At 70.9% G+C, this 19,521-nt stretch carries 18 protein-coding genes and 1 pseudogene; 15 read left to right on the forward strand and 4 right to left on the reverse strand.

All coding sequences use genetic code 11. The features are described from left to right. Positions 1-297 precede the first annotated feature (297 nt). The 12 genes and pseudogenes from ABT300_RS15170 to serA all read left to right on the forward strand — a co-directional run bounded on the left by ABT300_RS15170 (position 298) and on the right by serA (position 11,925). Positions 298-876: a TetR family transcriptional regulator gene (locus tag ABT300_RS15170; RefSeq protein ID WP_351675190.1), complete on the forward strand. Its 579-nt coding sequence runs from the start codon at positions 298-300 to the stop codon at positions 874-876. A 356-nt stretch (positions 877-1,232) separates the two neighbouring features. Beyond that, the gene (locus ABT300_RS15175; protein ID WP_351675192.1) at positions 1,233-2,477 is read left to right on the forward strand and encodes an FAD-dependent oxidoreductase; all 1,245 of its coding nucleotides are present in this window, start codon (positions 1,233-1,235) and stop codon (positions 2,475-2,477) included. Between the two features lie 44 nt (positions 2,478-2,521). Then, a complete protein-coding gene (locus tag ABT300_RS15180; protein ID WP_351675194.1) occupies positions 2,522-2,878 on the forward strand; it encodes a cupin domain-containing protein in 357 nt (118 codons plus the stop codon). Next, positions 2,875-4,446, forward strand: coding sequence for a class I tRNA ligase family protein (locus ABT300_RS15185; protein WP_351675196.1), 1,572 nt, complete (start codon positions 2,875-2,877; stop codon positions 4,444-4,446). The genes ABT300_RS15180 and ABT300_RS15185 overlap by 4 nt, the downstream gene beginning before the upstream one ends. Positions 4,447-4,543: 97 nt before the next feature. After that, positions 4,544-4,921: an aspartate 1-decarboxylase gene (gene panD, locus ABT300_RS15190; RefSeq protein WP_351675198.1), complete on the forward strand. Its 378-nt coding sequence runs from the start codon at positions 4,544-4,546 to the stop codon at positions 4,919-4,921. 215 nt (positions 4,922-5,136) lie between these two features. Next, a complete protein-coding gene (locus ABT300_RS15195) occupies positions 5,137-6,468 on the forward strand; it encodes a SidA/IucD/PvdA family monooxygenase (RefSeq protein ID WP_351675200.1) in 1,332 nt (443 codons plus the stop codon). Then, positions 6,465-7,535: an NAD(P)/FAD-dependent oxidoreductase gene (locus ABT300_RS15200; RefSeq protein WP_351675202.1), complete on the forward strand. Its 1,071-nt coding sequence runs from the start codon at positions 6,465-6,467 to the stop codon at positions 7,533-7,535. The genes ABT300_RS15195 and ABT300_RS15200 overlap by 4 nt, the downstream gene beginning before the upstream one ends. Continuing rightward, entirely contained in the window at positions 7,532-8,860 is a 1,329-nt protein-coding gene (locus tag ABT300_RS15205; RefSeq protein ID WP_351675204.1) for a hypothetical protein, read from the forward strand. The genes ABT300_RS15200 and ABT300_RS15205 overlap by 4 nt, the downstream gene beginning before the upstream one ends. Positions 8,861-8,863: 3 nt before the next feature. Beyond that, positions 8,864-9,736: a VOC family protein gene (locus ABT300_RS15210; protein ID WP_351675206.1), complete on the forward strand. Its 873-nt coding sequence runs from the start codon at positions 8,864-8,866 to the stop codon at positions 9,734-9,736. A gap of 22 nt (positions 9,737-9,758) precedes the next feature. Further along, positions 9,759-9,959: pseudogene (locus ABT300_RS15215) on the forward strand (2-oxoacid:ferredoxin oxidoreductase subunit beta); the annotation flags it as partial. Between the two features lie 4 nt (positions 9,960-9,963). After that, positions 9,964-10,290, forward strand: coding sequence for a ferredoxin (gene fdxA / locus ABT300_RS15220; protein ID WP_351675208.1), 327 nt, complete (start codon positions 9,964-9,966; stop codon positions 10,288-10,290). A gap of 36 nt (positions 10,291-10,326) precedes the next feature. Further along, positions 10,327-11,925, forward strand: a complete 1,599-nt coding sequence (gene serA / locus ABT300_RS15225) for a phosphoglycerate dehydrogenase (RefSeq protein ID WP_351675210.1) — start codon at positions 10,327-10,329, stop codon at positions 11,923-11,925. A gap of 165 nt (positions 11,926-12,090) precedes the next feature. On the opposite strand, the gene ABT300_RS15230 is transcribed toward serA, so the two are convergent. Continuing rightward, entirely contained in the window at positions 12,091-13,623 is a 1,533-nt protein-coding gene (locus ABT300_RS15230; protein ID WP_351675212.1) for an AlkA N-terminal domain-containing protein, read from the reverse strand. Further along, entirely contained in the window at positions 13,616-14,623 is a 1,008-nt protein-coding gene (locus tag ABT300_RS15235) for a LysR family transcriptional regulator (RefSeq protein WP_351675214.1), read from the reverse strand. The genes ABT300_RS15230 and ABT300_RS15235 overlap by 8 nt, the downstream gene beginning before the upstream one ends. Positions 14,624-14,889: 266 nt before the next feature. Here ABT300_RS15235 and ABT300_RS15240 point away from each other — a divergent pair, with 266 nt between their 5' ends. Then, positions 14,890-15,954: a cytochrome P450 gene (locus ABT300_RS15240; RefSeq protein WP_351675216.1), complete on the forward strand. Its 1,065-nt coding sequence runs from the start codon at positions 14,890-14,892 to the stop codon at positions 15,952-15,954. A 103-nt stretch (positions 15,955-16,057) separates the two neighbouring features. Here the strand turns inward: ABT300_RS15240 and ABT300_RS15245 are convergent, their stop codons facing one another. Further along, positions 16,058-16,867, reverse strand: a complete 810-nt coding sequence (locus tag ABT300_RS15245) for a thioesterase family protein (RefSeq protein WP_351675219.1) — start codon at positions 16,865-16,867, stop codon at positions 16,058-16,060. Between the two features lie 78 nt (positions 16,868-16,945). Further along, positions 16,946-17,926, reverse strand: a complete 981-nt coding sequence (locus tag ABT300_RS15250; RefSeq protein ID WP_351675222.1) for a GlxA family transcriptional regulator — start codon at positions 17,924-17,926, stop codon at positions 16,946-16,948. Here ABT300_RS15250 and ABT300_RS15255 point away from each other — a divergent pair. Together ABT300_RS15255 and ABT300_RS15260 are read left to right on the forward strand one after the other, a co-directional pair. Then, entirely contained in the window at positions 17,925-18,218 is a 294-nt protein-coding gene (locus ABT300_RS15255) for a hypothetical protein (protein WP_351675225.1), read from the forward strand. The genes ABT300_RS15250 and ABT300_RS15255 overlap by 2 nt on opposite strands. Before the next feature lie 35 nt (positions 18,219-18,253). Further along, positions 18,254-19,480, forward strand: coding sequence for an MFS transporter (locus ABT300_RS15260; RefSeq protein WP_351675228.1), 1,227 nt, complete (start codon positions 18,254-18,256; stop codon positions 19,478-19,480). Positions 19,481-19,521 lie beyond the last annotated feature (41 nt).

The raw sequence follows: 19,521 nt of genomic DNA on the forward strand, positions 1-19,521 counted from the left end.
ACGAGTCGGGAATCGGACATTGCCTCGTGGGGCAAACCCCTGGCAGCGGAAGGCCACAGCGGCAGGCGCGCGTCAGAACAGGCCAACTCCGCTTCAGGTGAGGGAAAGTTGGACTTGTGGCAACAGCCAGGTGACCGCGACCCTGGGGGTCCCGTCGCAAGATCGTTCAGGGAGACGCGGCGATGCTCGACCGCAGCCCGTGTCCCCGTAGCGGCAGACTCGCCCTCGCGCGGTCGGAGGCGGGCCCTTCGCGTGAGGCGGCGGCTGCCAGCCCACCAGACAGCGTCCGGAGCACACATGCAGGAAAGAGCAGCGCGGACACGGCAGGCGTTGGTGCGGGCAGCCGCCGCGGAGTTCGACCGCTACGGCTACGCCGGCACATCCCTGGTGCAGGTGTGCAAGTCGGCCGGGATCACCACCGGTGCGCTCACCTTTCATTTCCGCAGCAAGGGCGAGCTGGCCGACGCGGTCCAGGCGGACGGATGCACGGCCATCCGGCGAGTCGTGGAGCACTTCGCCGGAGCCCAGGGCCCCGCCCTCGAAAGACTGGTCGATCTCACCCTCTCGCTGGCCCGGCTCCTGGAGGACGAGACGGCCGTGCGCTCGGCGGCGCGTCTGACCCGAGAACGCCCCGGCGGCGGCTTCGGCTGGGCGGCCTGCTGGATGCCCGCCGTCGGTGAGCTCGCGGGCCGGGCCCAGCGCACGGGTCAGCTGCGCCCCGGCACCCAGCCCGCCGCCGTGACCCATCTGGCCGCCTACCTTCTGGTCGCCAGCGAGATGCGGGTACGCGCCTCCTTGCAGGCCGCCCGCGAACCCGACGCGGTCAAGCAGCTGGAGCAGATGTGGAACCTCGCCCTGCACGGCATCCTGCCGTGACCCGGACGTCGTCCCCGGCTCATGCAGCACCCCTCCCACTTCAGCAAGTCGGCGTTGTCGCCGCCGCCCGGCAGGGGCAGGCTGACCGGAGTCGCAGCCGGCACGACGACGCGCACGGCAGGCATGGCGGGGCGTCCTTCGCCCCGGGGCCTTTCGGCGCGTCAGAAATGCTGGCGGCGATGGTCGGCCGCCAGATGTTCCTGCTGACCCAAAGTGGACGATGAATGTCACATACACCTCTCGTGCGAACTCGCGGCAATAGCAAGGATTAACTCCGTCACCACGCAGAAAAGCCTCGGCTGAACTTCCCGTCAGCCATGTCAGGCATGCCCTCATAACGGTGTACAGGAGGATTGATGGCAGAGACCGAGCGCTTCGACGTGGTCGTCGTCGGCGGTGGGATAGCCGGATCCGCACTGGCAGCAGCCCTGGCAGGCGACGGATACGAGGTAATGCTGCTCGAACGACAGACCGTCTACCGCGACAAGGTACGCGGCGAGGTCATCAACTGCTGGGGGGTCGAAGAACTCATCGAGCTGGGCCTCGAGGAATGCATCCTGAAAGCCGGGGGAACGTACGTCGACCGGTTCATCGGATTCGATGAGATCGTCGATCCGGAAACCGCGAGATCGAAGGCCTTGCACCTGGACGAGATGATGCCGGGAATTCGGGGAGTTCTCGACGTGGGACACCCCGCGGCCTGCGAAGCGCTCTCCGCCGCCGCCGAGGACGCCGGCGCCACGGTCGTCCGGGGCATCGGCGACGTCCTGGTGGAGACGGGGAGCCACCCGACGGTCCGCTACGAGCTCAACGACATGGAGCACCAGGTGTCGTGCCGGCTGATCGCCGGCGCGGACGGAAGGATGTCCACGGTGCGCCGCCAGTCGGGCATAGGCCTGACGCAGACCCCGCCGAACTCGCTGGGCGGAGGGATGCTGGTGGAAGACCTGCACGACTGGCCCGTCAACGTCACGTCCATCGGCACCGAGAACGACCTGCTCTACTTCGTCTTCCCCCGCGAAGGAAGCCGCGCCCGCCTCTACCTTCTGCACGACGTCGCGCAGAAGGGCCGCTTCGCCGGACCGAACCGGCACGCCGAGTTCCTGCGCGCCTTCCGGCTCGACTGCATCCCCCACAGCGAGATGTTCGCGGCGGCCACCCCCACGGCCGTGTGCGCCTTCTACCCCATGAACGACGCATGGGCCGACGCCCCCGCCGTGCCCGGCGCCGTGCTCCTCGGGGACGCCGCCGGCTGGTCCGACCCGGTGATCGGGCAGGGACTGTCGATCGCCCTGCGCGACGCACGCATGATCCGCGACTGCCTGCGCTCCGCCGACGCCCGGGACGAGAAGCTCTTCGAGCCCTACGCGCGGGAGCGCCGGGAGCGCATGCGCCGTCTGAAGATCTCCGGCTCGGTGCGCACCACGATGAACATGACCTTCACCGAGCAGGGCAGGGCCCGGCGCACGGCCTATGCCGAGGTGTGGCCGACCGACCCCGTCCTGGCGGGATCCCGGCTGGCCACCTTCCAGGGCCCGTTCAACGTGCCCGCCGAATCGTTCGCACCCGACACCGTCGAGCGCCTGTTCTCCCTGGGGTGAGGCGCCCGCCCTTCCCCGCCCCGACGTCACACGAGAGGAACGCGATGCACGTCAAGACCACCGCAGGCGACGAGCTGATCCGCAAGAACGGCTGTGACATCCGCCAGCTCTACCCCTGGGAAGGCGTCGTCACCCCGCCGTGGAACAGCACGCTGTGCTCCATCCGACCCGAGGAGTCCAGCACTCCGCACGGGCATGCCACCGACGAGACGTTCATCTTCATCAGCGGCCGGGGGCGCGCCCGGGTGGGGGACGAAGAACGCGAGGTCGTTCCCGGCGACGTGATCTACATCCCGCACGGAACCGAACACATCGTGACGAACACCGGCTCGGGCGAGCCGCTGACGTTCGTGTCCATCTACTGGCTCCAGCCCGCCGGCCAGAGGGGCGCCTCCTCATGACCGACGCCCCGACCGGCCGACGGCACGTCAACGTCACCTTCTCGCCCCCCACTCCCAACGGCGACCTCCACCTCGGCCACCTCGCCGGCCCGGTGCTCGCCAGCGACGTCTGCGCCCGGTCCCAGAAGATCCTCGGCCATGACGTCGCCTTCGGGACCAGCACCGACGACAACCAGACCTATGTGGTCACCACGGCCGAGCGCCTCGGCACCGACCCCGAGTCGCTGATCCGGCACGCCTTCGACAGCATCACCCGCACCCTCGGCCTGGCGGCCGTCGACGTCGACCTCTTCGAACGCCCCGACAGCGCCTACACCGCCTTCGTACGCGACTTCTTCACCCGACTGTGGCGAAACGGCGCGTTCGACCGGCGAGAAGTGGAACTTCCCTACGACGAGACCACCGGCACGTACAAGGCCGAGGCGTTCGTCACCGGGCGGTGCCCGACCTGTCTCGCCCACGCCCGAGCCGGCGTGTGCGAGGCCTGCGGCCTGTACAACCTGCCCGGAGCCCTGCTGCCCGCCGGCGGAACCGGCGACGACCTGCCGCGCAGGCCCGTCTCCATCTGGGTCCTGGACCTGGAGCGCCACCGGTCCCTGCTCACCGACTGGTACGACGACTCCGACGTGCCGCTGCGGCCCGACCTGGCCCGGGTGGTCGCGCAGAGCCTCGCAGGCCCCCTGCCGTACATCCCGATCACCTACCCCCTGAACTGGGGCATCGGCGTGGACTGGGACGGCCCCGGCCACATCGGCCAGACCATCAACGCCTGGCCCGAGATCTACGTCGGCCACGTGTACTGGCTGCAGCAGGCCCGCGGCGGTCGCGGGCAGAGCCCCGACGAACTGATCCAGTTCATCGGCATCGACAACGGCTTCTACAACGCCTTCGTCTACGTGGCGCTGTCGCTGCTCGCCACCCGCCACGGCCTGCCCGTGGACCTGCCCAGGACACGCACCCTCACCAACCAGTACTACCTGCTGGAGGGCCGCAAGTTCTCCACCAGCAAGGGAGACGTCCGCTGGGCGGGGGAGTACCTGGAAAGCATCGGCCGTGACCGCACCCGGTTCGTGCTGTCCCTGACCAGCCCCGAACTCCAGCAGTCCGAGTTCAGCGAACCCGTGGCCGCCTTCACCGTCACCACCCGGTTCGACGCCCCGCTGGCGAAGATCGGCAATGCTCTCGCCGAGACGGCTGCCGGCCGACGCGTCGACACCGACCCCTCCCCGTGGTGGCAGACCGCCCTGACCGCCACCAGACAACGCTTCGAGGACGCCTACCGACTGGAGTCGTTCTCCATCCGCAAGGCCGCCGAAGCCCTGGCACTGCACCTCGAAGTCCTCGCCCTGCGCTGCGAGAACCTCGACGCCGACGATCCGGCCGACGTCAGCGGCGCCCTGCAGTTCCTGTGGAGCCTGCGCACGCTCGCCTGGCCGCTCACCCCGGACCTGTGCCGGCAGATCAACGACGCGTTCGGCGCCACCGGCGAAACCGCCCCGCCGCTGCTCGCCGACCTCGACGAAAGGCCCCCCGGCGCCTTCGCCGGCCTGGCGGACCGCCTCCCGTAACGGGCCCGCCCCACAAGGCCCCGGCCGCGGGCCGCCCCGCACGCCCCGCACTCCTCCCCACCACCGTCATCACACACCCCGTAGAAGGAGCCGCAGCATGCTGCGCACATTCATGCACTCGAAGATCCACCGCGCGACCGTCACCGACAGCAACCTCAACTACGTCGGGTCCATCACCGTCTCACCCGAACTCCTCGAGGCCGCCGGCATAGGCGTCCACGAACTGGTGCACGTCGTCAACATCAACAACGGCGCGCGCTTCGAGACCTACACGATCCTGGACGACTCCCCTCAGGCGCCCAAGGGCCACGTCGTCATCAACGGCGCCGCGGCCCGACTCGTCCAGCCCGGCGACAAGGTCATCATCATCAGCTACGCACAGCTCGACGACGAGGAGCGGATCGGCTTCAAGTCCCGCGTCGTCCACGTGAACGACGGGAACGAGATCATCGAGACGGCACTGCTGAGCTCCTAGGCGTCCGCCGGCCCTCCGGGCCGGGTGCGATCACTCACCGCCGGCCGCCCGGACGACTGCGCAGCCTTTGGCCGTGAGACCCGCCCAGCTGCTTCGCACCGCACTCAACGCGCAGGACCTGCAGGCGGCGCAGGGCCGTTCAGGCGCCTGCGGCAGCTCGCCGCAGGCGCCCGCCGCCGCCTTCGCACGCACGACAAGCCGAGGGACCACCAGCGATGAAACAGAAAGTCCACCCCGTTCTGGGCATCGGATTCGGGCCGGCGAATCTCTCCCTGGCCGTGATCCTCGAAGAGCTCGGACACCTCAGCGACGCGCATTTCATCGAACGCTCACCGGTCTTCCAATGGCAGGACGAGCAGCTCCTGTCCGGCGCGGACATCCAGAACAACCCCTTCCGCGACCTCGCCATGCAGCGCAACCAGGACAGCCCGCACACCTTCATCAAGTACCTGGCCTCCCGCGGAGCGCTGACCGACTACCTCCACCTCAACGCCAAGTTCCCCCTGCGCCGCGAATACGGCGACTACCTCGCCTGGGTCGCCCGCGCGTTCGCCGACCGCGTCGACTACGGACACGGCGCCGCACAGCTCACCCTCCACAACGACGAGGACGGCAACGAACTGTTCTGCGTCGAGACCCAGCACAACGAGCGTCACCTCGGGCAGACGCTCGTCCTGGGCACCGGCCGCTCACCGCGCATCCCGCACCCCTTCCCGGTCAGCCTGGGAGACACCGTCTTCCACTCCACCCGCTACCTGTCGTCCGTCAACGCCTTGAGCGACCGCGACATCCGCGTCGCCGTCGTCGGAGCCAGCCAGAGCGCCATCGAGATCGTGCTCAACCTGCTGGAGCGGCCCAACGTCCGCCAGGTGACGTCCATCCACCGCAGCATCGGCTTCCGCCTGAAGGACACCAGCCCCTACAGCCGCCAGGTGTTCCTGCCCGAGTTCGTCGACTACTTCCACCCGCTGCCCGCAGCCGTCAAGCGCCGCCTGCGCACCGACCTGCGCTCCATCAACTACGCCGCCTGCGACCAGGACGTCATCGACCGGCTGGTCACCGTGCAGCGCGAGTACGACCTCATCGGCTCCGACCGGCTTCGCCTGCTCCCCTTCACCGAGGTCACGGAGATCGACGACCTCACCGGCCACGGCCCCCACCGCCTGACCGTCCGCGAGACCAACCACCACACCCACCGCACCCTCGACGCCGACGTCGTCATCCTCGCCACCGGCTTCAAGGACTTCGGCGTCAGCGCCGACGACGAGCGCTACCACCCCCTGCTCGAAGGGGTGGCCCACCGGCTCCCGTTCGACGACGAGGGCATCCCCGAAGTGGGCCGCGACTACGCCATCGAACTCAAGGCCCCCGACCCGGCGCCGCGCCCGCTGAGGATCTATCTCAACGGCCTGTGCGAAGCCAGCCACGGCATGGGCGACGCCGGCGCCCTGGCCATGCTGTCCGCCCGTGCCTCCGACATAGCCGCCTCCCTTCTGGCGCCACCCGCCCCCGCACACCGCCGCCACCCGCAGCGGGCGCTGCGATGACGGCAGCGCTGACGGCGGACGTGGCCATCGTGGGGGCGGGCGTCATCGGCCTGGCCAGCGCCGAACGGCTCACCGCCCACGGCATCAGCGTGATCATCGTCGACGACGGCCGCGCCCAGGGAGCCACCCGCGTCTCAGGCGGCCTGATCCGCGCCTTCGACCCGGACGGCACATACGGCGCCTGGCCCGTGGAAAGCCACGCCCGCTATCTGGAGCGCGGCTGGCACGGCTCCTGGCCCGCCGTCCACGGGCACGGCAGCCTCACCTTGATCGACCGTCAGGACCTCACCCGGGTCGAACCCCGCATCGACGCCGTGCGCGGCGCCGGACTCCCCATCGAGGTCCTGACCGCCGACGACGTCGCCCGGCGCTGTCCGCACCTCACCGTCCCCGGCCACCTCCTGGGCGTGCTCGAGCCGAGGGCCGGATGGCTGCCGGCCGACGACGTCGTCCGGGCCATGCACCGCGACGCGGGCGCCGGCCTGCGCCTTCACCAGGCCCGCGCGCTCAGCCTCAAGCACTCCTCCCGCCGGATCGACGGCGTGCGCACCTCCGACGCGGACGTCCACGCCGACGCCGTGCTCCTCGCCGCCGGCGTGGGCAGCGCGCACCTCGCGCAGACCGCGGGCGTGCACCTGTCCCTGCGCACCAGAGCAGTGAGCTACTGCCTGTTCCGCACCGAGGACGCCACCGGCCTTCCCACGATGGTCGACCGCACCACGGGCGCGTGGCTGCGCCGATGGGGCACGGGCCACACCGTCCTGGCCGGCGTCGCCTCCACCCGCACCGACGTGCCCGCCCGCACCCGCGACGGCGTCGACGCGTCCGAGGAGGACCGCATCCGCGCCGTCGTCGCCCAGCGCTTCCCGCACCTCGCCGAAGCCCCGGCCGTCGGCGGGGTCACGGCCTACGACGCCATGACGACGACAGGCGGCCCCGCGGCGGTGACCAGCTGGTCCCGCCCCCGCGGACTGGTGACCGCGGCCGGCTGGAACGGAGGCGGGTTCAAGCTCGCCCCCGCCGTCGGCCGCCGGGCCGCCGACCATCTCCTGGAGGCGCTGAAATGACGACGCGCACGACACGCTGGCGGCTGAACCCCACCGACGAAATGCTGCACCAAGCGGCCACGGCACTGGGTTCGTCCCGCATCGTCCAGGTCCTGTGGCGCCTGCCGGGCCCCCTCCCCGAGAGGGAACTGCACGCAGAATGGCAGCGCCTCGACCGCGGCCTGCTCAGCCGCACCGCGGCCGGCAGTGCGGTTCCCGGCGCCCGCCGCAAGTGGGTCGCGGCGTCGAACACCCACCGTCCGGCGATCGACCGCACGCCCCTGACCCCCGACACCGCCCTCGCCTGGGCCGACGCGCAAGCCCTCACACCGCTCCCGGCGGACTCGAGCCGACTGTGGCGCCTGGCGGCCGCCCCCTACGCGGAGGGATGCCTCGTCTCCCTGACCGTCCCGCACTTCCGCAGCGACGGAATGGGCCTGCTCCACGCGATCGCCGCCCGCACCCCGGCACGACAGCCCCACGACAGCGACGTGACCGACGCGCTGGGCCAGACGACCCGGGCACTGACCCGCACGCTGTCCTGGCTGCTGCGCGAGCCGCGCCACCGACGGCAGGACGTCCTGCGAGCCCTGGCCACGCTGTCCGCGTCCGGCCGTGCGCCCCAACCCGCCTCGACGCCCCGCTACTTCAGCACCGCCGTCCTCACCGTGCCGGCCGACACCTGGCACGACGTCGCCCGCCGCCACCACGGCACCGGCAACACCCTCCTGCTGGAGATCGCCGCCAACCTCGTGCGCACCCACGTCCCCCGCGCACACCGACAGGACGTCCAGGTCGGCGTCCCCATGAGCCTGCGCCGCTGCGCAGGGGACGAGCAGGCCAACGCACTCGTCGTCGTCCCTTTGAGGCTTCCCGGCGGCGCCGCGCACCACCAGGACCTCCGACCCACCCGGCACGCCACCAGAACACTGCTCGAGCACTCGGGAGCGCACAGCGCCACTCTCGTCCCCGAGGCGCTGTGGCACCTGCTGCCCTCCCGCGCCGCCGCCGCCCTGAAAGCCCCCGGAGCACAGCAGACGGACGTCGTCGCCTCCAACTTCGGCCGCGCGGAGCAGGATGTGACCCGCTTCGCCGGACGCACCGCCGAGTCCCTCGCGCTGCGCACCATGAACGTGCCCGGGCTCGTGCCGGAGCGTGCACGGCTGAGGGCGTCCCTGTGCCTGGTGCAAAGCGGCCGGGAGATGACGGTGACCGTGACGGGCATGCCCGACCACTTCGGAGACTCCGCCCACCTGCGACACCTCGTGAGCGAGGAGTTCGCGGCCTGGGGCCTGCCCGTGCGGTCCTGGTGGACCTCTACTCCTCACCCCGTCCGGAAAGGCTGACCGATGCCCGCTCCCCAGCAGCCTGCCGCCCCCGAGCGCTGGTTCCGCACCCGCCCCGACTCCGCCACGCTGACCCGACCGCGCCTGCTGGCCCGTTCACTGATCGCCCTGCACGACCTGGACGAGCACATCAGCCACTACGAGAACCTCCTGGGCGTCCCGGCCGACCTGCGCATGCCCATCCCCGACTTCGGAGGCCTGGAGCTCGCCGCGGTCGGCCATGTGCTCCTCATCGCCGGCATTCGCCCCTTCACCCCGATCCAGCGACAGACGCGCTACTCGCTCATCGTGCCTGACCTGCGGCAGGAGCTGGATCTGCTCGCCGCCACCCGTACCACTGTGGTGGAACCGCCCGAGCCGATCCTTCCCGGCGCCCGGGCGCGGGTCCGCTACCCCGACGCGATTCTTGCCGAACTTGTCGAACACCGGCCCTGGAGGGGAGAGCAGCCGCGGCCCGCCATGCCCGGAAGACGCCGAGCCGACCTGCCGGAGACGGGCGTACGACTGCTGCCTCGGCACGCCGTGACCGACGCCGACTTCCCCGCCGCCGTGCGGCTCTACGAGAAGCTCCTGCGGACCCCGGCACGCACCCCGAGCCTGACAGGGCCCCCCATGGCGCGGACCGCCCTCGTGGGAAACCTCCTCGTCGTCGGCCTGCCGGGCACGGCGGCCGTCGACCCCGACCAACCGCGGACGGCGCTGATCACCTCCGAGTCCGCCTCCGAGTCCGCCTCCGGCACCACCGTGGGCACCACCGCAGGGGCCGTCCTTCTCGCCGGGGATCTCTCGGCGGAGGTCTGGCGGGGGACCGTCACGACGGACTGCGCCCCGCCGCCGTCCGCGGACCGGACGCGTCCGGGAGCCGCCCATGCCTGACGACGCACCCGAACGCCCCGACCCGACCACCGCATTCGCCCTGTCCCGGCTCGCCGACCCCGCCACCCTGCACCGCACGCCGACCGGCGTCCTGCGCCAGGCCGAACGCCCCGTCTACGACACGCAGATGGCCGGCCAGCTCGAAGCAGCCGTCGAACGCGACGGCAAGGGCGACCTCGCGGCCCTGCTCGCCGGCGCCGACGCCTGGACCGTCAAGGAGTGATCGCATGACCTACGTCATCGCCCAGCCGTGCATCGACGTCAAGGACAAGGCCTGCATCGACGAATGCCCCGTCGACTGCATCTACGAAGGCCCGCGAAAGCTGTACATCCAGCCCGACGAATGCGTGGACTGCGGCGCGTGCGAGCCGGTCTGCCCGGTGGAGGCCGTCTTCTACCAGGACGACCTGCCCTCCCACTGGGGGGAGTACACCAGCGTCGAATGCGACTTCTTCGCCGACATCGGCGCCCCGGGCGGCGCCGCCGCCCAGCCGCCGCTCGACACGGACCACCCCGTCGTGGCGCATGAGCCGCAGCAGACCCCCGCCTCCTGAGAACCCGCCGCGGCTCTCCTACCGGAATCGAGTCCCATGACAGCCCCCATCGTGCTGCTGGCCGAAGCGCTCGCTCCGACCACCGTCGACGCACTCGGCCCACAGGCGGACGTCCGCCACTGCGACGGCAGCGACCGCGCCCGGCTGCTGGCCGCCGTGCGCGACGCGGACGCCCTCCTCGTGCGCTCGGCCACCCGAGTGGACGCCGAGGTGCTCGCCGCCGCCCCCCGTCTGAAGGTCGTCGGACGGGCGGGCGTCGGACTGGACAACGTGGACCTGGAGGCCGCGACCCGAGCCGGCGTCACCGTCGTCAACGCACCCGCGTCCAACAGCGTCACCGCGGCCGAACTCGCCTGCGGACTGATCATCTCGGTGGCCCGCCACATCCCGCAGGCGAACGCGTCGCTGAAGGGCGGGCAGTGGCAGCGCAGCCGCTACACGGGCGTGGAACTGGCGGACAAGACCCTCGGCGTCATCGGCGCGGGACGCATCGGAAGACTCGTGGCCCACCGCATGCGCGCCTTCGGCATGCAGCTCATCGCCCACGACCCGTACCTGACCGCGTCTCAGGCGGCCGAGACGGGAGCGCGGCTGGTGACGCTGGACGAACTGCTCACCACGTCCGACTTCATCACCGTGCACCTGCCCAGGACTGCCGAGACGACGGGCCTCATCGGCCACGACGAACTGCGACGGGTCAAGCCGGGTGTGCGCATCGTCAACGCGGCCCGCGGCGGCATCGTCGACGAGCAGGCCCTCGCCGCCGCACTGATCGAGGGACGCGTCGCCGCAGCGGGCCTGGACGTGTTCGCCACCGAGCCCTGCACGGACTCCCCCCTGTTCGCCCTGGACAACGTCGTGAGCACACCGCACTTGGGCGCCTCCACCGTCGAGGCCCAGGACCGGGCCGGCACCACGGTCGCCCACTCCGTGCGGCGGGCGCTGGCCGGCGAACTGGTTCCGGACGCCGTCAACCTGCACCTGGGCGCGCCGCTCGCCGAAGTGACGCGCTTCCTCCCGCTCGCCGCCGATCTCGGCCGGGTCTTCACCGCCCTGGCCGGCGGGCAGCCTCCTGCGGACCTCGACGTCGAGGTGCACGGCCCGATCACCCGGCACGATGTCACAGCGCTCGAGCGCGGCGTGCTCACCGGCATGCTCGCCGGCGCCGACGGCCGACGTGTCACCTTGGTGAACGCTTCCCTGATCGCCCGGGACCGCATCGACGCGATCCGCTTCGTCACCAGCTCCGAGAGCGCCGCCCACACCGACCAGATCATCCTGCGCGGCACCCTGCCCGACGGCCGCGCGATCGCCGTCTCCGGAACCCTGTCCGGCCCCAGGAACATCCGCAAGCTCACCGGGATCGCCGACTACGACATCGACCTGGAGATCACCGACCGGATGCTGTTCCTGCAGTACAAGGACGTGCCCGGCATGATCGGCACCATCGGCCGGATCCTGGGCGAGGCCGGAGTCAACATCGCCGTGATGCAGGTGGCACGGATCACCGAAGGGGGCGACGCCGCAGTCGCCCTGACGGTCGACAGCGTCATCTCGCCCGGACTGCTGCAGACGATCGGCGAGGTCGTCCGTCCCGCCTGGGCCCACTTCGTCGACCTGACGGCTGACGGCTGACGGCTGACGGCTGACGGCTGACGGCTGACGGCATGACGGCATGACGACCTGACGGGCGGAGCGCTGCACATGTGGCGCGCACGAACTGCACGTCCTGCACGTCCTGCAGCGCCGAGCGGATCTCGCCGGAAGTGATCCGGACGGGCGCGCGCAGTGCCTTGTCGGTCATGAGGAGCCTTCGGTGGAGACGGGGGAAGCGGGCGACACGAAGGCCGTCGGCGGTGAGGCCACATCATCGCGGGCGGCCTTGTCGACGGCGTGCTCTCCAGCGGCCCACAGGTACTGCACGGCGTAGCCGCGCCAGGGCTGCCAGGCACGGGCGTGGCGTACCAGTGCGGCCGGTGTGCCCGGGAGGCCGAGGGCGGCGGCGGCCAGCCTGACGCCGAGGTCCGAGACCGGGAAGGCGTCGGGGTCGCCCAGTGCGCGCAGCGCGATCGTCTCCACCGCCCAGGCCCCGACACCGGGCAGGTCGCCGAGCCCGGCGCGCGCCTCCTGCCAGTCGCTGCCCGCGCCCAGATCGAGGCGGCCCGACGCCAGCGCACCGATCACGGCGATCACGGCGTCCTTGCGTTTCTGCGGCAGGGCGAGGGCCGCGGGATCCAGGCCGGCCAGGGCCGTGGGGGAGGGGAAGAGGTGCGTGAGCCCTCCCGTCGGGTCCGCCACGCCTTCGCCGTGCGCCTGCACCAGACGCGCGGCGTGCGTGCGGACGGCGGCCGTGGACGCCTGCTGCCCCAGCACGGCGCGGACGGCGAACTCCGCGCCGTCCACGGTCTGCGGGATGCGGCGGCCCGGATTCTTGCGCACCAGCGGGGCGAGCAGGGGGTCGTCCTGCAGCGCGTCGTCGTAGGCCACCGGATCGGCGTCGAGATCCAGCAGGCGCCGGCACCGGTTGATGGCGATCGTCAGGTCGCGCAGGTCGGACAGGGTGAGCGTGCACCGGACGTACGACGCTCCCGTCGGCCGCAGTTCGGCGATGCCGTGGCCGTGCGGCAGCCGCAGGGTGCGCCGGTACGCCCCGTCGCGCCATTCCTCCACTCCCGGCACCGCCGTGGCCGTCAGACGCCCGAACAGACTGTCGGGGCACAGCGGGGTCCGGAACGGCAGACGCAGGGCCACCGCGCCGGCTGCGGAAGAGGGACGGCCGCGACGGCGCAGTTCGGACGGGGACATGCCGAACACGCTCTGCACAGTGTCGTTGAACGTGCGGATCGACGCGAATCCGGACGCGAACGCCACGTCCGCCATCGGCAGTCGGCTGGTCTCGATGAGCAGACGGGCGGCCTGGGCGCGCTGGGCGCGCGCCAGGGCGGCGGGTCCGGCGCCCACCTCCGCCTGGAGCTGACGCTCGACCTGACGCGTCGAGTAGCCCAGGCGTGCCGCGAGTCCGGGCACGCCCTCCCGGTCCACGACGCCGTCCTTGATCAGCCGCATCGCCCGTGCGGCCAGTCCGGCCCGCACGTTCCACTCCGGGGACCCGGGGGCGGCGTCGGGACGGCAACGCTTGCAGGCGCGGAAGCCGGCCTGCTGGGCTGCCGCCGCGCTGGGATAGAAGGTCATGTTCTTCGGTTTGGGCGGGACGACCGGGCAGCTGGGCCGGCAGTAGATCTTCGTGGTCAGCACCGCCGTGAAGAACCAGCCGTCGAACCGGGCGTCCTTGGACTGGACTGCCCGAATGCAGTGTTCCGCATTCTCATGCATGGACCCATCCTGCGTCTTCTCCCTCGTGGGAGCTGGCAGCTTCACGACGTGAACCTTCCGGTGTCCCCCCGGCAAGGCTTGCGGCGCCCGCCTGGGGCGGCCGTGTGACGTTGGTGCGGCAGAACGATGCGAAGGCCGCGGCCCGCCGTGTCGGTTGCGTGCCTGCCAGCCGCGCCAGCCCGACGTCGAGGGGGTCGACCCGGTCGGCGATCCGGCGTGTGTGCACGGCTCGTCCCTCGTAGCTGATGTCGAGGGCAGGGCGCTGGATGAGCAGGGAGTAGCCCGTGCCGCGCGCCACCAGGCTGCGGACGACCTCGAAACTCTGCGTGCTGTGGCGGACCACGGGAGCGATCCCCGCCGTGGCGAGGACGTCGCTGAAATAGCGGCGGCTGGGCGGCACGTCCAGCATGACCATGTCGTGGCCGGCCAGATCGGCCAGACGCACCCTCTCGTGGTCCGCCAGCGGATGCCGGTGCGGCAGAAGGACGTGCGGTTCGACGGAGTACAGCCTGTCGAACGTGATGTCGTCCTCCACGTCCACTCCGTACAGCAGGGTCACCTCGCAGCGCCCCTCCCTCAGGAGGCGCTGCAGGGTGGTCACCGAGCCCTCGACGAAGTCCAGCGTGACGGCGGGGTGAGCGAGGGGGAACTCCTCCATCAGCCACGGCACCAGAAACGGGGCGAGCGTCGTGAAACAGCCGATCACCAGACGCCCGCTGGGGCGGCGGCCCACCTCCTGCACGCTTTCCCGCAGTTCCTCGCTGCTCGTCAGCAGTGCTTTGGCCTGAGGCAGGAAGACGCGGCCGGCGGCCGTCAGGGTGAGTCCCTTGGCCCTGGCGCGCAGGAGCAGCTGCACCCCGACCTGATGCTCGAGCTCCCCGATGCCGGCCGACACCGCCGAGGGCGACACGTACAGTCGCCTTGCCGCCCCGGTCAGCGTTCCGGCTTCGGCGGCGGTCACGAAGTAGTCCAGCTGGCGCAGGCTTATTCGCTCAGACATAAATAACCCCGGTTGATGTCCAGAATTTTCTGGTTTTCAAAACGGTCGGCGGCGGGTGAGACTGAGGGCCGCCGAGCCCTGGGAGTTTCGTTATGACGGACATGACGGCATGCCCGGTAAACCACCGTTTCAATCCGCTGGGTGACGCCTACGTCGACGACCCTTACCCGATATTGTCGGCCGTGCGCGAAGAAGGACCCGCCTTCTATGCGCCGGCGATAGACATGTGGGTGATAACCGGATACGCCGACATCCAAAGCGCGTTGATGAACCCGAAAGTCTTCTCTGCCGCGGTCGGGCAGCGCCCGGTCTTTCCCCTGACTCAGGAGGCGCAGTCGATCGTCAAGGCCGGCTTCCATGCCTATCCGGTCATGTCGGACTGCGATCCCCCTCGTCACACCCGCATCCGCCGGCACAACCAGAAGGGCTTCTCGGCCCGCAGGATTTCGGTCCTGGAACCCAAGGTGTGGGCCAAGGCGACCGAGCTGGTCGACGAGATCCGGCCCGGGGTCGTCGATCTCGTCCCCGCGCTGACGTACCCCCTGCCGGCCTACATGATCTTCACCTTCATCGGGTTCCCCGACGAGGACATGGACATGTTGAAGTCGTGGTGCGGCAACCGCATCGCCTTCAGCTGGGGCAAGCCGACTCCGGCCGAACAGCGCGCCATCGCCGACAACATGGTCAACTACTGGCGGTACTGCGAGGAGTTCGTCGCCAAGCGGGCGGCCGATCCCGTCGACGACTTCACCAGCGACCTGGTCCGGATCCATCGGGAGGACCCCGACAGCCTCTCGATCGCGGACATCACCAACGTCGCCTACGGCCTCAGCTTCGCGGGCCACGAGACCACCACCAGCTTCACCGGGAACGCGGTGCGCAGGCTGCTGGCCAACCGCACGCAGTGGGACGAGCTGTGCGCCGACCGCTCTCTCATCCCCAAGGCGGTCGAAGAGGTGCTGCGCTACGACAGCAGCATCCCCGCCTGGCGGCGCATCACCACCGAGGCGGTGACGGTCGCAGGCGTCGAGATCCCCGCCCAGGCCAAGGTGCTTCTGCTGCTGGGCGCAGCCAACCGCGACCCCGCCCACTTCGAGGACCCCGAGGCCTTCGACATCCACCGTGAGGATTCCCGCAAGCACCTCGCCTTCGGCCAGGGAATCCACTACTGCATCGGCGCGGCCCTGGCGCGCATGGAAGCGCGGATCGCACTCGATCTCCTGGCGCAGCGCGCCCCAGGGATGCGGGTCGTCGAGGACCAGGACTTCGACTTCCCCGCCAACGTCTCCTTCCGCGGGCCGCGCAGGCTGCTGGTCGACTGGCCCGGTTAGGACACCGGGCGCGGAGCCGGGGCGAGGGTGAGTGGGGCGGCGGTGAGCAGGGCGACCCGCTCGCGCCGTGCGGGCCGCTCGCGCCGTGCGGGCCGGTCGCCGGTCAGCGTTCATTGACCAGCAGGGTCTGCATCACCTGGCCGCACTCGCCGGTCTCGTCGTGCATCTGACCGACGGCCAGCCCGGATCCGCCGGGACTCGCGGCCGTGGCCGACCGCATGCACAGCCACGCACCGACGGGCGGTCGGTGCAGCGCGAGCGTCACGTCCGTGTTGACGACGAGCCGGTGGTGATGGTCCAACTCGAAGGCGACGGCCCAGCTGCTGTCCGCCAGCGTCAGCGCGCGGGTGAGGGCCGTGTCCGCCGCCCCTGCCACCAGCGGGATCCGCTGACGCGCCCAGGCCGCGCCCGGCCCCGGGACGTCAAAGCCCGCGCCCGCCTCGAAACGCCACTCCATGGCCGAGATGTACCCGTCGAGGTGCGCCCGCGCCATGGTGTGCGGCGCCTGGGGGCCGGGCAGGGGCGGCGCCGGACGGCCGACGCGCAGGGCGGGCGTGTCGAGCGGGCCGGCCGCCATCCGCCAGGCCCTGGCCAGCATCACGGGACCGCCGTCCGAGCTGATCTCGCCTTCCAGCAGCTCGACGCGTCGACTCGCGTGCACGGTCCGCACGGACACCTGCAGCTCCGCCACGGGTACGGGGCGGGGCAGTTCCACCGTCACGCGGGCGATGTGGAAGCCGGCACGCGGTTCGTGCGCCTCCATCGCCCTGCCCAGCAGCGCCGAGGGCGGACCGCCGTGCTGCCACTTGGGGCTCCACGGGCCGGCCGTGGCCGCGGTGCTCTCGAAGCGGCCGTCTCCCAGGTCGTGGTAGAAGGCCTCCGGCAGGTCGGCCGGTACCGGGTGGTCCGTCATGTGCTTCCTTCCTCTGTGCGAACGGCGGGCGGCACGCCGCTGCCCGCCGGCGATGCGCGGCACTCGCGACGCCTCCGCTCACGGCCCGGGGCCGGCCGGATCCGTCTGTACGTGCCGTTCTGCGCCGTGCGCCCGAAACCAGCGACGATAGGCGTCGGGCGGCAGGCCCGTGGTCCGGCTGAAGTGCCGGCGCAGGGTCGCTCCGGTCCCCATTCCCGTCTGGGCGGCGATCTGTTCGATGCTCAGCGCCGTCGTCTCCAGCAGCCGCTGAGCGCGGTGCACGCGCTGGGACAGCAGCCACTGCAGCGGCGCCATCCCGGTGGTCGAGCGGAAGTGGCGCGTCAGCGTACGCCGGCTCACGCGGGCCTGCTGAGCCATGTCCTCCACGGTCAGCGGGCACTCGAGCCGCTCGGAGGCCCACGGCAGGATCTGCGCGAGGACCTCGTCCGTGTCGGGCTCGGCGAGCGCGGGGGAGTCGGACGCCGGCTCGGCGAACGGAGCCACGAGGCGGCGCGCCAGCGCTTCGGCGACGGCAGGCCCGTGATCAAGGCTGACCACGTGGAGGAACAGGTCGAGACTGGCGGCGCCGCCCACCGAGGTGAGCAGGTCGCCGTCGTCCACGTACCTGGCTGCCGAGTCCGGCTCGACGCGCGGGTACCGGGCGGCCAGCGCGTCGGCGTGCGCCCAGTGCACACTCGCCCGGCGGCCGTCGAGCAGCCCGGCCGCCGCGAGCACGAAGACGCCGGTCGACGCGGCGATCACCCGGGCCCCCGCGCCGTGGGCTGCCTGGATCGCCCGCACCAGGGCGGCAGGCGGCGCCTGGTGCGCGTCCGGCCACGCCGGCACCACGATCGTGTGCGCATCCGCCAGCTGATCGGTGTTCCACAACCGCTCCGCACGGCAGGCGTCACAGCTCTGGGCGCCGTTCGGGGCCCAGCCTGCGAATTCGTACCACGGGTCGACCAGATACGACCGGTCGACGCCGAAAACCTCACGAGCTGCCGAGACGTCCAGCCCAGGAACGGTTGACGGGAAAAGCAGAGCCACGGATATGGGCATGGACGACACCGTGATCCGGGTGTCCGCGCCCAGTCAATGCCATCTTGCCGAAGTCGCACACGAGTACGCCCATGTCGGACGTCCGTGCGGTAATGCGTGGGCGTCGGCCAGGGACTTGCCCAAGTCGCGCACGACCTGCGCGGCTGCGGGAATTCGCCGCGAGATCCCCGCTCAAACCCGTGACCTGCGAGAACCACCGCAAAACACATGGCGACTTTGCGACGTCACCCTCGCGCACAGCGTTGATGTCGCAGATCTGCCAGCCTTTGCCCCGCTCCGCCTGTTGAACTGATCACGCAAGAGCACACTCGTCACAGGACGGAATCCATGGCTGCATCCACCACCGCCACCACGCACGACCTGGGCGGGGCCGCCTCACCGCCGCGCTCCCCGGTGATCGGATGGCTGGCCGTCGTCGCGGTGATGCTGGGCATCTTCTCCATCGTCACCACAGAAATCCTTCCGATCGGACTTCTGACCAAGATCGGCGCCAGCTTCACCATCTCCGACGGCATGGCCGGTCTCATGATGACCATGCCGGGCTTCCTCGCGGCGATCGCCGCGCCCGTCGTCACGGTGGCGACCGCGCGGATCGACCGCCGCCTGATGCTGTGCGTCTTCATGATCCTTCTCGCCGGAGCCAACTTCATGGCCGCGGCAGCACCCGCCTACTGGATGGTCCTGCTCTCCCGCGTCCTCGTCGGGATCGTCATCGGCGGCTTCTGGTCCATCGGCGCCTCCCTGGCCGAACGCCTGGTGCCCGCCGAATCCGTCGGCCGGGCCACAGCCGTGATCTTCTCCGCCGTACCCCTCGGCTCCGTACTCGGCGTGCCGGCCGGCACCTTCATCGGCGACCTGGCCGGATGGCGCACCGCGTTCGTCGCCATGGGCGGCCTCACCGTCGCGGTGCTGATCATGCTGCTGATCGTCATGCCGCCGCTGCCGCCCCGTCAGACCACCCGCCTGACCGTGCTGCGCGGCATGCTCAACAGCGTCGCCACCCGCTTCGCCCTGCTGCTGACCGTTCTTGTCGTCCTGGCGCACTTCGGAACGTACACCTACGTCACACCGTTCCTCGAGCAGGTCACCGACGTCGGCTCCGGGCTGATCACCGTCTTCCTGCTCATCTACGGCGCGGCGGGCATCCTCGGTAACTTCCTCGGCGGCTCACTGGTCGCGCGCCACCCGCGCGCCACCTTCGGCGCCGCCGCCGGCATGATCGCGGCCGCCACGCTGCTCCTTCCCGTGCTGGGGCAGTGGAAAGCCGGAGCCGTCGCCCTCCTCATCGTGTGGGGCGTGGGCTACGGGGCCGTACCCGTCTCGTCCCAGACCTGGTTCACCAAGGCGAGCCCCAGCACCCCCGAAGCCGCATCCGTCATGTTCACGGCTTCCTTCCAAGCCACGATCTCCCTCGGCGCCCTGCTCGGCGGCTTCGTCGTCGACGCCAGCTCACCGTCAACGGTCATGACCCTGGGCGGCATGACAGCCGCACTCATGGTCATCGCCGTATGGGCCCACTACGCCCGCCGCCTGAACTGGCCCGACAACGCCTGATCCCACACGGCCGCTTGTGCACCGCCCGGCGCCCCGGGCCC

Source organism: Streptomyces sp. NPDC001027, from assembly GCF_040299045.1.
Taxonomy (GTDB): domain Bacteria; phylum Actinomycetota; class Actinomycetes; order Streptomycetales; family Streptomycetaceae; genus Streptomyces.